The sequence below is a fragment of the Paenibacillus sp. MDMC362 genome (assembly GCF_003269305.1).
Lineage (GTDB): Bacteria > Bacillota > Bacilli > Paenibacillales > Paenibacillaceae > Paenibacillus_AQ.
This window is the reverse complement of record NZ_QLYT01000045.1, coordinates 20,284-34,248: the sequence shown is the minus strand read 5'-3', so window position 1 is coordinate 34,248 and position 13,965 is coordinate 20,284. Positions and strand designations below refer to the sequence as shown.

General features: G+C 52.9%; 14 protein-coding genes. 12 read left to right on the top strand and 2 right to left on the bottom strand.

The window, feature by feature from the left end; genetic code table 11:
• Positions 1-25 precede the first annotated feature (25 nt).
• Both yjbM and DP091_RS22290 read left to right on the top strand, forming a co-directional pair.
• Complete coding sequence (gene yjbM, locus DP091_RS22295; protein WP_113060330.1) at positions 26-838, top strand: GTP diphosphokinase; 813 nt, start codon at positions 26-28, stop codon at positions 836-838.
• Complete coding sequence (locus DP091_RS22290; RefSeq protein WP_113060329.1) at positions 828-1,271, top strand: DUF309 domain-containing protein; 444 nt, start codon at positions 828-830, stop codon at positions 1,269-1,271. Before yjbM ends, DP091_RS22290 begins: the two co-directional genes overlap by 11 nt.
• 140 nt (positions 1,272-1,411) lie before the next feature.
• Here DP091_RS22290 and DP091_RS22285 read toward each other — a convergent pair whose 3' ends face one another.
• Both DP091_RS22285 and DP091_RS22280 read right to left on the bottom strand, forming a co-directional pair.
• Positions 1,412-1,867, bottom strand: coding sequence for a PCYCGC motif-containing (lipo)protein (locus tag DP091_RS22285; RefSeq protein ID WP_071223092.1), 456 nt, complete (start codon positions 1,865-1,867; stop codon positions 1,412-1,414).
• Positions 1,864-2,391: a thioredoxin family protein gene (locus DP091_RS22280; protein WP_071223091.1), complete on the bottom strand. Its 528-nt coding sequence runs from the start codon at positions 2,389-2,391 to the stop codon at positions 1,864-1,866. Before DP091_RS22280 ends, DP091_RS22285 begins: the two co-directional genes overlap by 4 nt.
• Positions 2,392-2,550: 159 nt before the next feature.
• On the opposite strand from DP091_RS22280, the gene DP091_RS22275 reads away from it, so the two are divergent.
• From DP091_RS22275 to DP091_RS22230, 10 genes are all read left to right on the top strand, one after another.
• The gene (locus DP091_RS22275; RefSeq protein WP_113060328.1) at positions 2,551-4,155 is read left to right on the top strand and encodes an RsmB/NOP family class I SAM-dependent RNA methyltransferase; all 1,605 of its coding nucleotides are present in this window, start codon (positions 2,551-2,553) and stop codon (positions 4,153-4,155) included.
• Positions 4,152-4,901 carry a pseudouridine synthase gene (locus DP091_RS22270; protein WP_113060327.1) on the top strand — a complete coding sequence of 250 codons (750 nt, stop codon included), beginning with the start codon at positions 4,152-4,154 and terminating at the stop codon, positions 4,899-4,901. The genes DP091_RS22275 and DP091_RS22270 overlap by 4 nt, the downstream gene beginning before the upstream one ends.
• Positions 4,902-4,939: 38 nt before the next feature.
• The gene (locus DP091_RS22265) at positions 4,940-5,740 is read left to right on the top strand and encodes a Cof-type HAD-IIB family hydrolase (protein WP_113060326.1); all 801 of its coding nucleotides are present in this window, start codon (positions 4,940-4,942) and stop codon (positions 5,738-5,740) included.
• Between the two features lie 258 nt (positions 5,741-5,998).
• A complete protein-coding gene (locus DP091_RS22260; protein ID WP_113060325.1) occupies positions 5,999-7,213 on the top strand; it encodes a helix-turn-helix domain-containing protein in 1,215 nt (404 codons plus the stop codon).
• 48 nt (positions 7,214-7,261) lie between these two features.
• Positions 7,262-8,332 carry an ABC transporter substrate-binding protein gene (locus DP091_RS22255; protein WP_113060324.1) on the top strand — a complete coding sequence of 357 codons (1,071 nt, stop codon included), beginning with the start codon at positions 7,262-7,264 and terminating at the stop codon, positions 8,330-8,332.
• Between the two features lie 13 nt (positions 8,333-8,345).
• On the top strand, positions 8,346-9,221 hold the full coding sequence (locus tag DP091_RS22250; RefSeq protein ID WP_113060323.1) for an alpha/beta hydrolase: 876 nt from the start codon (positions 8,346-8,348) through the stop codon (positions 9,219-9,221).
• The gene (locus DP091_RS22245) at positions 9,202-9,987 is read left to right on the top strand and encodes a 2,3-dihydro-2,3-dihydroxybenzoate dehydrogenase (protein WP_113060322.1); all 786 of its coding nucleotides are present in this window, start codon (positions 9,202-9,204) and stop codon (positions 9,985-9,987) included. Before DP091_RS22250 ends, DP091_RS22245 begins: the two co-directional genes overlap by 20 nt.
• 69 nt (positions 9,988-10,056) lie before the next feature.
• Positions 10,057-11,301 (top strand): isochorismate synthase DhbC, encoded by a 1,245-nt coding sequence (dhbC, locus tag DP091_RS22240; RefSeq protein ID WP_113060321.1) that lies wholly within the window; start codon positions 10,057-10,059, stop codon positions 11,299-11,301.
• Between the two features lie 3 nt (positions 11,302-11,304).
• Positions 11,305-12,957, top strand: a complete 1,653-nt coding sequence (locus DP091_RS22235; RefSeq protein ID WP_113060320.1) for a (2,3-dihydroxybenzoyl)adenylate synthase — start codon at positions 11,305-11,307, stop codon at positions 12,955-12,957.
• 20 nt (positions 12,958-12,977) lie between these two features.
• Positions 12,978-13,955 (top strand): isochorismatase, encoded by a 978-nt coding sequence (locus tag DP091_RS22230; protein ID WP_113060319.1) that lies wholly within the window; start codon positions 12,978-12,980, stop codon positions 13,953-13,955.
• The last annotated feature ends 10 nt before the right edge of the window (positions 13,956-13,965 follow it).

Below are 13,965 nucleotides of genomic sequence, written 5' to 3'. Positions count from 1 at the left end.
AGGGGTAAAGACAGGAGGCAAGGCGATGGACGTTAGAGACTGGGGAACATTTTTGCTTCCGTATGAGCAGACCGTTGAGGAATTGAAGGTTAAATTCAAGACGATGCGTTCCGAACTGAAAAAAAGGGAGGAATACGCACCGATCGAATTCGTAACGGGTCGCGTCAAACGGATCTCGAGCATACTGGACAAGGCGAAACGCCTCGATGTGCCGATGGACGAGTTGGAAACCGGGATTGAGGATATCGCAGGCATTCGGATTATGTGTCAGTTCGTGGAGGATATCCGGCGGGTAGCCGAATACATCCGGGCACGGAAAGACCTGACCGTATTATATGAGAAAGATTACATTACGAATTTCAAAGAGAGCGGCTATCGGAGCTTTCATATGATTATCGAGTATCCGGTGCAAACGGCACTTGGGCAAAAGAAAGTGCTTGCCGAAATTCAGATCCGCACGCTGGCCATGAATTTCTGGGCTACGATTGAGCACTCGCTTAGCTACAAGTACCGGGAAAGTCTGCCGGATGACATTCGGGCGCGGCTGAAGAAAGCCGGAGAAGCGGCGAATACGCTGGATACGGAAATGTCGAGCATCCGGGAGGATATATTGGAGGCGCAGCGGCAGTTCGAGGATGATTCCAATATTACGACACAGGTGCTGAACGCGATTCACAAGCTGTATTTCTTTCATCTGGTCAATGAGGCGATTGCTTTTCAGAGCCGGTTTAACGCGCTATTTCAGAATCATGACATGGATGCGATGAAGGTGCTTCTGGACGAGGTGAAGGAGATGCTGGCCGAAGCCAAGAAGAAAGTAAACGAGCATGAGTTATGAACCGCTGTATGTCGCTTACCTCGTTTACTTTAACCGGGATCAAGACTACTTCGAATGCCATGAGGTGTTAGAGGAACTGTGGCTCGCGCGGGATCGCGATCCAAGGTATAAGGGGCTTCTGCAAGTAGCCGTCGGGCTTTTCCATTTCCGGAACAATAACGTTAGAGGAGCATATAAAATGTTCATAAGCGCTGTATCGCGCCTCGAGCGTTATCCTGGCGATGAACTGGGAATCTCGATGGGGAAGCTGGTGAGCGAAGTTCGGGAATACGCCGAGCAGTTATCTTCGTACGATGTTCGTCCGTTTCCCTATAGGGATTTGACGATCGAAATTGGGGATACTGAGCTTAAGCAGGCAGTTCAGTTGGCATCGGAGCGCATCCAGCCGAACATTCCGCAGCGGCGAAAGCCGGAGCGGGCACATTCCAAGTAGTTGTGGGAACAAGTGAAAAAAGAGCTGCCTGTAGAGTAATCTACGTTTGGGCAGCTCTTTTTGTTAAGATTATAGAATGATTAAGCTTTGAGCGAAGCGTAAGTAATTCTACATTCGGCCTATTGCAGGATCATTCAGGATCAGGATTCGGTACCTTTATATTTGTTATCGATGAATTCCTTGATTTCCTCGACGGATTTTCCTTCGTCATGAAGCCGTTTGGCATCCTGCAGCTCGGTTAGGCAGATGCCGCACTGCGCGCCATGGTCCGTCCATTTGACTTCGCCGTCCTTATTCTCGGCGATGAAGCAGCGATGGAGGGAATCATGATACCCGGTCTCCTCGTCCATGCAGCCGCAATAACATTTGATTTCCTTGATAATGTCCTCAAGCTCTCCGACCGTAGCATAGGTCGCTTGCGTATTGTCGGTATAATTGGACAGAAACTCCGGCATCACCGTCAGGCTGGCCGTTGTCTCGTATCGTTCGGAATCGGCGCCGTGCTGGTGCCCAGCAGCGGATTCTTTACCGCCGCATGCGGTCAGCAGCATGCCCGAAATGACAAAGGTAAAGAGGATAGCGCGAGTGCGGTTCATTTCGTCACGCTCCCCTTATATTTATCCAGGAATTGCTTGAAGTCATCGATGGAGTAGCCTTCACTGGAACCTTCCGGTTTCAATCCGCCGACCATGCGTTCTTTCTCTGCGCCGTTCTCGAAGTAGACCAGCGTCGGGGTGAACTCAATGTTGTATTCTCTCCAGCCTTCCTGGTATTCGCGAAGGTTGTACTGGTGCATCGTAATACCGGCATCATCCGCCAAAGGCATCAGTTCCGGGGTCGTCGCACGACAGTGCGGACAGTCGGATGCAAAGAAGTACACAAAGAAATTCTCTTTGTTGTCGACCTTGCTCTTCAGCTGATCCGGCAAAATGATTTGCTGGTAGTTCGGATCATTAAGGAGCTCCTGCGTAGCCGGGTTCAGGCTGGAGACCTTCTTACCGCCGTACAATTCGCTTGCTTCTCCTTGACCGTTCAAGAAAACGAGTGCAGCAATCAATAAGACGAAGACTCCGCCGAAGGCGTATAATGCGGTGTATTTATTCTTTTTTTTGCGGTTCATGGATCCACCCCCTAATGATTAATAATAAATAAGGACTTGTCCTTTTTAATGTAGTTTATTATACAATATTAAAAGTCGGAGCGGAACATGCGAATGTCTGCTTCAGCACAGTGAAAATATACTTCAAACGATACGATACAGAACAGGTAGGTACCTTGTATGGCATTACGACTGCCCTCGCCGTTTCTGGCAAAGATGAAATCGCTGCTTGGCGAAAACTATGACAATTTTATGAAGTCTTACGAACAAGCTCCGAATGCCGGCATTCGGGTGAATACGCTGAAGATCAGCAGAGAGGAATTCATGAAGCTGTCCCCCTTTTACCTTGCGCCCATCCCCTGGTGCTCCACCGGTTACTATACTCAGGCCGGGGAGCGTCCGGGACGGCATCCTTACTATCATGCGGGGTTATATTACATCCAGGAGCCTAGCGCGATGGCTCCGGTCGAACTGCTTGGCGTAACGCCGGGGGATTTAGTGCTGGACCTGTGCGCGGCTCCCGGCGGCAAATCTACGCAGATTGCGGCGAAGCTGAATGGGCAGGGGGTGCTCGTCAGCAATGATCTGCATCCGGATCGCACCAAAGCACTGGCCAAGAATCTGGAGATGTACGGCGTTCGGAATGCGGTGGTGCTGAATGAGGACCCGGATCGGATTGCCGGGGCTTTTCCCGAATTTTTCACGAAAATATTGATTGATGCTCCTTGTTCCGGCGAAGGGATGTTTCGCAAAGACGAGTCCATGCTGAAGTACTGGGACGAATCCTCTCCGCTCAAGTTTGCGGATATGCAGCGGGACATACTGAAATCGGCGGCAGCCATGCTCCGCTCGGGAGGCCGGCTGGTGTATTCCACCTGTACCTTCTCGCCGGAGGAGAATGAAGGGATGATTGCCGAGTTTCTGAGCGAACATCCGGATTTTCGCGTAGTCCCGGCGGAGCATTCGGAAATCTTTTCCCCGGGAGAAACGGACTGGATGGCGGGCCAAGGGAACGTGAAGGACGATGTGCTTAAGCAGCTTGCCGGTACTGCTCGATTATGGCCGCATAAGGTCAGAGGCGAAGGGCATTTCATGGCCGTGCTTCAGCGGGACGGTGAGCTGGATAAACGTGAAGTTGAACGGGAACAAGCTCCATTATTCAATTCGGGCATCTTGGCCAACGAGTCGCTTGCTATTTCCTCCCGAGCGGAGCATCCCCGTGAGCGTAAAGGAAAAGCGGCTTTTCGGGAGGAGCGCCCGGGTAAACCGGGGAAATACGGTAAAGGTGCAACGCGTCAACAAGGATCCCGCCGGAGCGTAACAGATTCTCAATCGGGTTCGGTTTCGATCAATCGGTTCCAAGCCTTTATTCGCGAGCAGCTGGATTTGAAGCTGACCGGATATCCTGTAACCTACGGGAACCATGTGTATGTATCACCTCTGCCGGAAGAGCGTCTGAAGCAGCTCAAAGTGATTCGACCCGGGTGGTACATGGGACAGTTGAAGAATGAACGGTTTGTACCTGGACATCCCTTGGCTACAGCGCTGCAAGCGGATGAGGCTGTTCGATATGTCAGCCTGTCCTCCGAGGACGGAGAAGCGGTCCGGTATTTGAAAGGGGAAACCTTGTCGATTCCGGAAGAGCGCGTGATTCGTCGATCGGGTGCTGAAGCGAAGGGTTATGTGTTAGTGTGTATAGATGGATACTCAGCCGGTTGGGGCAAATGGCAGACAGGAATATTGAAGAATGAGTATCCGGCAGGGTGGAGGTGGACATCGATATGAGTAAAGGAAGAACAACACAAAGATTGGACAAGGTGCTATCCAATCTTGGATTCGGCTCACGGGCCGAATTGAAGAAAAAGGCCAAACAAGGGAGCATCGTGGTCAACGGAACGGTGGTGAAGGACGCCGGTAAACATGTTGATCCTTATACGGATATCATCGAGTTTGAGGGAGAGAGCGTGCAATACCGGGAATTCATATATCTCATGCTGCATAAACCGCCGGGCGTCATTTCGGCGACAGAGGATCTTCGTGACCGAACGGTGCTGGATCTCCTGGATGAGGAATATCTGATCTTCGAGCCGTTTCCGGTGGGTCGATTGGATAAGGATACGGAGGGATTGCTGCTGCTTACGAACGACGGTAAATTGGCCCACGAGCTCTTGTCGCCGCGGAAGCATATCCCGAAAACCTATGAAGCGATGGTAGAGGGCAGGGTGGGCGATGAGGATGTGCAATTGTTTGCTGAGGGAGTTACCTTAGATGACGGGTACGTGACCTTACCCGGAGAGCTGGTGATCCATTCCCATGAGGAACGAGGCGAAGGAGTCCAGCTGTCCCGCATCTCGCTGACGATCCATGAAGGGAAATTCCATCAGGTCAAGCGGATGTTTGAGGCAGTTGGCAAAAAAGTCGTTTATCTCAAAAGAGTCAGCATGGGCGAACTTCGTTTGGATGAAAATCTCGAGATCGGAGCGTACCGGGAGCTGACCGAGCATGAACTGTCTTTGATCGGAAGGGCATGATTACGATAGAGAAATAGAGACTAAAGGATGGATGGAGAATGGCATATAAATTGGTAGCACTGGATGTGGATGGGACGCTGCTGAATGATAATCATGAAATCACGGAGAAAACGAGGAACACCGTGATGGAAGCCGCAAAACAAGGCGTGGAAATTGTACTGTGCACAGGCAGAGGACCGCTGAATTCGATTCCTTTTATGAAAAGCATGGGTTTAGGCGGTTATGTCATCAGTCATAATGGTGCGGCAACGGTAGAAGTGGAGACCCATAACATCGTGCATCAGTTCGGCATGGACCCGCTTCAGCTTGAGCCTTTCATGACATACTGCCGTGAGCACGGGGTGCATTTTGATGTGAACACCGCCTTTGAGATGTATGTGGACCAGGTGGAGGAGCTTGCCGGTCCGGTTCGTTCGATGTACGAGAACTATTTGATGCTGCCAAGCAACCTGCCGTCATGGGAGGAGCTGTCAGACCCGGTCGTCAAATTTACGGTCTTTGGCGAATCCGCCGATATCGACCGTGTCTATGCGGATTGGAGTCAGTGGACTCTTCCCTTCAACATGCTGCGAAGCGGAGAATACTTCATCGATCTCATGCATAGCCAAGCATCCAAGGGGAGTGCGCTTCAGCAGCTGGCTGCAAGAAGAGGTTATGAGCCGCATGAGGTGCTTGCCATCGGCAATTATTTCAACGATATTACGATGCTGACCTACGCCGGAATGGGGATTGCGATGGATAACTCTCCGGTCGAGGTCAAGGCTGCAGCCAATGCGGTGACAACCTCGAATAACGAGGACGGCGTTCACGAGGCATTGGTGAAATACTGCTTGTCGTAAATCGTTTTTTTACAATAGAACCCGCCACAGGACACTTGGTAAAAGTGCCTGATGACGGGTTTTTTGCGTGGATTGGAGCCTGTTAACAGGTTTCGCGCCGAGCATGGGGTTAAGCATTTCCTTCCATATTTGGATTGACACGATGCAAATGGCATGCTATTTTTATCAATGAAAATGATAATCATTATCAATTAATTAAGACTGGTCAACATGCCTGCATAGCCTGCAACTCGTTCTATCGTAAAAAGGAGGCAATTCATGAGTGTGGAAGAAGAGCTGAAAATAGATAGCCTATCGGATTCGGATCGTAACGGAAGAACCAGCCTGGTTGAGATTAAGGAGTATATAGATTGCCATTATAAAGAGACGATAACCATTGGCCAATTAGCCAGAATGGCTAATATTTGTCCCAAGTATTTTGTGGATTTATTCAAAAAGACATTCGGCCAAACCACAATCGATTACCTGACCCATGTTCGTATGAATCATGCCAAGCGTTATTTGGCCGAATCCGACGAACGGCTTCGTGACATCGCACAGCGAGTCGGTTACAAAGATGAGTTCTATTTCAGCCGTATTTTTAAAAAGAAGGTGGGCATGTCGCCGTCCGAATATGCCCGAAATTCGAGGCAGCTAATCGCGGCCTGTTCCTCCTCTATCATCGGGCAGTTGGTAGCACTGAATGTTATTCCTGCGGCTGCGCCTCTTGATGCGAAGTGGACCCCGTATTATTACAATGCGTATCATTCGGAGATCAAGTCCCGCTTGAAGCTGACGTCTCCTTATCCGGACAGCCGCTTCGAGGAGAATATCGAGCAGCTGTTCCGTGCAAAGCCTGACGTTATTATTGGCATGGACCATATCGGTCCGGAGGAAATCACCAAGCTGGGGCATATTGCCCCTACCTTGATTGTTCCGTCTCAGGCAGGGTGGAGGAAGCAGCTGGAGCGTATCGCAACGTTTCTGAATAAAGAAGAACAGGCACAATCCTGGATAGAACAGTATGAACGAAGGGTGCAGTTCGCACGCTCCCGAATGCGGCAAGTCGTGGGAGGCGAGCGTGTTGTAGCGCTGCGAATATATGGACAAAGCCTGTATGCATATGGTAACCGGGGACTCGAGGAGGTGCTGTATCAGGATCTCCAGCTCAAGGAAGCCGGCGGTCTGGATACCACGCGTAATCAACAGATCACGCTGGAAGATTTGCAACAGCTTAATCCGGACCGCATCCTGATCGCGGTATGCCCTGAAGCCACATCACGCCGCTATTGGCTTGCACTTCAGCATTCTGCGAAATGGCAGACACTCCGAGCTGTCACGCGAGGCAGCGTCTACATGATCTCGTCCGATCCGTGGTTCGAATACTCCGCGCTTGCCGTGACGAGAATGCTGGATGAGGCATTGCTGTTGTTTACAGGAGATAGTCCATACGGAGTTCTGGATAAAAGCCATGGTGAATCGTTTGCCACGTAATATATACTCGACTTAATTGAGAATCATTATCACAGGAGGAGATGCATTGTGGCAGAACGTTTTAACCGCGGAAAAAGAAGTTGGAGGATCAAAATATCAGCACTTGCGTGCTGTGTCATCGTCATAGGCTTGTTGTCAGGCTGTGGAAAGATGGTGGATTCCGAAGCGGCCGGCGGCGATCAGCCGGCAGCGAAGACCGCGGCGGTGGAGACGTCCGGTAAGGCAGGGAGCAGTCAAGCGTCGACGGAGGATCCAGGGACGAACCGGGAGGAGACGCCCGCGATGAAGGAGCGAACGGTAACGGATGAGCTTGGGCATGAAGTGAAGATACCGGCTGAGGTGAAAAACGTGTTCGCACCGAACATGGAGGATTCTTTGCTGAAGCTCGGCGTGAAGCCTGTTGCACAATGGGCGAACGGCAAGATGGGACACACCTATTTGCAGCAGGAACTGGATGGCGTCCCCCTGATTGATTTTTCGGGAGGCTTACCTTCACCGGAAGCTCTGATGTCCTACGAGCCGGATCTTATCGTGCTCCATACCGAAACCTATGCCGCGGACGGTACATACGAGAAATACGCCAAAATCGCCCCAACGTACGTGTTCAAAAATGCTTCCGGGAATGTCGAGAAATCGCTGACCACCTTGGGGGATCTGCTTGGGAAAGCGCCCGAGGCGGAGACCGCCCTAAAGGATTACCAGCAAAAAGCAAGTGAAGCGAAGGCTAAGCTAAGTTCCGTGGTGGGGGACAAGAACGTTGCCATCATTCGTTTTGCACCTAGAGGCGTCAGTTTAATGGGCGGAAACTATCTCTGCGGTTTTGTGATTCATCAGGACCTGGGACTGGGCAAATCCAAGCTGGTCGAGAACGAGAATGCAGCTAACATCTCGCTGGAGATACTGCCGCAGCTGGATGCGGACTATATTTTTGTCATCAACGCCTATGATCAGGGAACCGAGCGTTTAAAAGAAATGACGGAAAGTCCGATTTGGAAGGGGATGCCGGCCGTCAAGAACGGGCAGGTCTATGAAGCGAATAACGAATACTGGCTGGGAAGCGGCCTGATCGCCTACGAGAAAATCGTGGATGATGTCGTTCGCTCCATTACGGGTCCATAATAGGAGGCACGACATGAGCAATCATACGCCTTCCGTTGATATGATGCGGCGCAGCGTGGAGCTGCCCCATGCGGAGCATTGGGTGATGCACTCGAGGACAGGGAAGCGCCGCTATCGAATCATTGCCGCACAGCCGACGGGGCAGGCTCCGCCGTCAGGATATCCGGTCATCTATCTGTTAGACGGCAACAGCGTATTTCACACGATGGTCGAAACGCTGCGCCTGCAGTGCCACAGACCGGACAAAACAGGGATACTGCCGGCGGTCGTAGTCGGCATCGGTTACGAGACGGAGGGGCAGTATGCTCCGGACCGGTTCTATGATTACACGCCCTACCCTAACACGAACTTCAAGAACAAGTTGGATAGCGCCTCCGTCCCGGAACAGGGCGGAGCGGCTGAATTCCTGCAATTCATCGAGGAGGAACTGAAACCGCAGATCGAGAGCGACTTTAACATCGATTGCCGTCGTCAGACGATATTCGGCCATTCCCTTGGCGGGCTGTTCACGCTCTATGCCATGTTCTGCAAACCGCAGGCATTCTCGTGTTATATCGCGGGCAGCCCTTCTATTCATTGGAATCAGGAATATTTACAAGAGCTGGAGCAGCGCTTTGTCGAACGCATCAAGGAAGAGCCTTGCCATGTTCGACTGCTGCTTGGCGCAGGTGAGCACGAGAGGTCCCATGTCACCGGCAATTGTATCAGCGCATCCGAGCTCGCCCAGCGTCTGGCTGCTGTGTCTGCGTATGGCATCCGAGCCGAATTCAAACAGTTTGAGGATGAGGGGCATCTTTCCGTGCTGCCTGTCCTCATTAGCCGAGGGTTACGGTATGCACTTTGTCCTCAAGATGAAGGAGGTGATCGCCTTGGAGATTACAGGTATTAGCGGGAAAGTAGCCCTCGTGACCGGTGCCGCCCAAGGGATAGGCGAAGCGGTGGCACGAGCCCTCGCCCGGCAAGGAGCTGTCGTTGCGGCATGCGATCAGAAGGAAGCCGAGTTGATCCGCCTTACGGCCGATCTATGCAGCTCAGGCACACAGGCTGCGGCTTACGGTGCGAATGTCAGCTGCAGTGCCGAGGTTGAAGAGATGATCGGGCGGATTGAGGAGGAGCTCGGTCCGATCGAGATTCTCGTTAACGTTGCCGGTGTGCTGCGAATCGGTGGAGTCGAGTCGCTTCGCGACGAGGATTGGCAGGAACATTTCAACGTTAACACCAACGGCGTATTCTATACGTCACGCTCCGTCGTAAGGCGGATGGCGAGCCGTAATTCCGGAGCTATCGTGACCGTGAGCTCGAATGCCTCCAAAGTTCCGCGGGCCCAGATGTCGGCTTATGCGGCATCCAAGGCAGCGTCTACGATGTTCACGAAGTGTTTGGGGCTGGAATATGCCCGTCATCACATCCGCTGCAATGTGGTTTCCCCGGGTTCTACGGACACCGGGATGCAGCGCTTGCTATGGAAGGATGATCAGGGCGCAGAGTCCATCATCGCAGGGTCGCTGGATGATTACCGTGTCGGCATACCGCTGGGTCGAATCGCGCTTCCTTCCGATATTGCGGATGCCGTCGTATTTCTCGTATCCGATCGTGCCCGGCACATGACCATGCAGGATGTATGCGTGGATGGCGGTGCGACGTTGGGCTGCTGAGGCTTCGCGCGTTTTATTCTTTTTACTAATTCGATAAATGGTAGGCTCATAAGCAGAGAGGAGACTGAAATGTTGCACTATGAAACTCCAACCGCAGCCGAGGCTGCGCAACTTATGGAACAATACCGGGTCGGTTCGTCCTTCTTCTTCTCATCCCCGCGCAAGACGTTGTTAACGCATGGAGAGTATTCGAGACTTTCGGTTCCTTCAGGGAACGACCATAGATCATTGTCGGAACGCGTTACGGAACTGCTGGATCGCGCCAAGCAATCGGGACGGCCGAACGCCGTTGTTGTAGGCGCCATCCCTTTTGACATATTGAAACCGGCGAGCCTGTTTATTCCGCTCTCGGTTCAGTGGCATGATTCCCTTCTATTCTCTACAGGACAAGCCCCGGAAAGGCCTCGCATTTCCAGCTATCACGTACTGTCCGTTCCCGAACCGGCGGCGTTCCAGGAAGGCGTGAACCGGCTGCTGGAGCTCATTTCTCAAAAGAAACTCCATAAAGCGGTGCTTTCCCGAACCCTGGATATCACGCTTCCTCATGCCTTGTCCATTCCTCATATATTGAATCACTTAGCTTACCATCACTCCCATGGATATACATTTGCCGTTCCATTGGCACCCGAATTGTCCCACACTTCAAGTCCGGACGCCGTTGCATCCACAAGGACGCTGTTTGGCGCTAGCCCCGAGCTGCTAATTATGAAGAAGGGGCAGCGAATCAAAGGAAATCCGTTGGCAGGCTCTGCGGCGCGAAGCGCCGATCCCGTTGAAGACCAGCGGCGGGCTGCAGCGCTGCTGTCATCCGCCAAAGACCGAAATGAGCATGCCATCGTGATTGATGCAGTGGCGTTGGCTTTGCAGCCATATTGCAGCAAGCTGGAGGTTCCTGCCGAACCTTCCCTCATTCAGACGAATGCCATGTGGCATCTGTCTACCGAAATCAACGGCATTCTGAAGGATGATTCGGTAACGTCGTTGGATCTTGCCCTGGCGATGCATCCGACACCGGCGATCTGCGGCACGCCGACCGATGCGGCCAGGGATGCCATACAAGCGATCGAGCCGTTTGATCGCGGCTTCTATTCGGGGGCCGTCGGTTGGTCGGATGCTAACGGAGACGGCGAGTGGGCCGTAACGATTCGCTGCGCGGAAACAGAAGGAACCTTATTGCGGGTGTTTGCGGGAGCCGGAATCGTACCAGGCTCCAATGCGGAAGCCGAACTGGCCGAGACGTCGGCCAAATTCCGTACGATTCTGGCAGCCATGGGCTTGAACGAACAACAGACAACGATTTTAGGGGAGGAATAAGGAATGTTGGCAGGTTGTAAGGCTTGGCCGGAGGAGTTTGCAACCCGTTATCGGGAGGAAGGATGCTGGCAGGGCGAAACGTTTGGAGCGCTTCTGCGGAAGCGTGCGGCGGAACATGGGAATCGGGTTGCGATCGTGAGCGGCGATCAGCATACAAGCTATGCCGAGCTGGACAACCGGGTGGACCGCTTGGCAGCGGGATTTCTTAAGCTCGGAATCAAGGCGCGGGAACGGGTTATCGTTCAGCTTCCGAATATCGCGCCATTTTTCGATACGATATTTGCGCTGTTCCGCATCGGGGCCATTCCCGTCTTCGCCCTGCCTGTTCACCGCCGGAGCGAAATCGTATATCTATGCGGCTTCAGCGAGGCGGCCGCTTATATTATTCCGGATCAGGATTCGGGATATGATTATCGGAACTTAGCAGCTCAAGTCCAGGCATCGGTTCCTTCGCTGCGCCATGTCATCGTTGCGGGCGGCCCGGCCTCGGGGGCATTTCTGTCCCTGGATGACCTGTATCTCGATGATTCCGGCAGTCTTTTCCGAAGTTTGGACGAGGAAGGCCCCGATCCCGGCGATGTCGCGTTCCTGCAGCTGTCCGGCGGGACGACCGGACTGCCGAAGCTCATTCCGCGCACGCATGACGACTATATTTACAGCTTGCGTTTGAGCGCCGAAATCTGCTCGCTGGATATGGATAGCGTTTATTTGGCGGTATTGCCCGCTGCCCATAACTTTCCGCTTAGCTCGCCGGGCGTGCTGGGGACGCTGTATGCGGGAGGGAAAGTCGTCCTTGCCCGGTCCGCGAGTCCGGAGGTGGCGTTTCCGCTGATCGCCTCCGAGGGCGTAACCATGACGGCGGTCGTTCCGCCCTTGGCCTTAATCTGGCTCGAGGCTGCACAATCACGCTCGGATGACCTGTCAAATCTGCAGGTGCTGCAGGTAGGCGGGGCCAAATTCAGCGCAGAGGCAGCCAAGCGGGTAAAAACGGTGCTGGGATGTTCGCTGCAGCAAGTTTACGGGATGGCGGAAGGCTTGGTCAACTATACCCGGCTGGATGATCCGGAAGATATAACGGTGCATACGCAAGGGCGTCCGATGTCTCCGTATGACGAAGTGCGGCTGGTCGATGAGGATGACGTGGAGGTGGCTCCCGGTGAAGTCGGTGAATTGCTGACGCGGGGACCCTATACGATTCGCGGCTACTATAAAGCGGACAAGCATAACGAAAAAGCTTTTACCACAGACGGTTTCTATCGAACGGGGGATCTGGCGAGCATGACGCCTTCAGGATATTTGGTGATCGAAGGCCGTTCGAAGGATCAGATAAACCGCGGGGGCGACAAGATTGCGGCCGAGGAGGTCGAGAATCATCTGCTTGCCCATCCGAGCGTGCACGATGCAGCCGTGGTCGCCATGCCGGACGAGTATCTGGGCGAGCGGACCTGTGCCTTCGTTATCGTCCATGATGCTGCGGTTAGCGGCAATGAGCTGAAGGCTTTTCTCAGAAATAGAGGGCTCGCTGCGTACAAAATCCCGGATCGGGTGGAGTTTATGGATTGCTTCCCGCACACGGGTGTGGGTAAGGTAAGCAAAAAGAGTCTGCGTGAACTAACGTTAAAGAATCATGACGCTCGGGCGAATATGTCCAATTAACCCAGAAATGAGGAGATATGATGGCACTTCCAAAAATTTTACCTTATCCCATGCCAGGGGAGGCGGATCTGCCCAAGAATAAGGTGCAATGGACGGCAGATCCGAACCGGGCCGTGCTGCTCATCCACGATATGCAGCAATATTTCATCGATGCGTTCACTCCAGATCAATCGCCTGTCGTGGAGCTGATTGCCCATATTCAGAAGCTTCGGTCCTGCTGCGCCGAGCTTGGCATTCCCGTTATCTATTCGGCACAGCCTGGCGGACAAGCACCGGAGCAGCGCGGTCTGCTGCAGGATTTCTGGGGACCCGGCATCAATGACGGTCCTTATCAGAAAAGGTTCGTGGATGCGGTGGCGCCGGACGAACGGGATCTGCTGTTAACCAAATGGAGATACAGCGCCTTCCAGAAAACCAATTTGCATGAGATGATGCGCGAGTTAGGCCGCGACCAACTGATGATCTGCGGGATATACGCTCATATTGGCTGTTTGCTGACCGCAACCGAAGCTTTTATGAAAGACATTCAGCCTTTCTTCATTGCAGATGCCCTTGCCGATTTCTCGGAAGAGAAGCATCGCCTGGCACTGACTTATGCTGCCGAACGCTGCGCTGTTGCGCTGACCACGGAACGTTTGGTTGCTACGTTAACTCAAGAGCAGCGTTCTGTCTCGGAGCATTCTAAAGCTCCGGGCGGAGAGGGGAATACGGGGAGTTCTGCGAAGGTCCAACCGCTGCTGACGCTGCAAACGCTGCGAGAGAACGTAGCGGATTTGTTGCAGGAGCAGCCGTCAAATATTGGTGAAGACGACCATCTGATTGAGTACTGGGGGCTGGATTCCATTCGGATCATGAGTTTGGCCGAGCGGTTACGGCGCGAGGGCATCGACATCAGCTTTGTGGAAATGGCAGAGCTGCCTACATTGGCGGGCTGGTGGGGATTGCTGTCAAATAGGCTAAGCTTGTCGCGGCCTAATTATGATTATGATACGGTGTAAGGAGGGATGG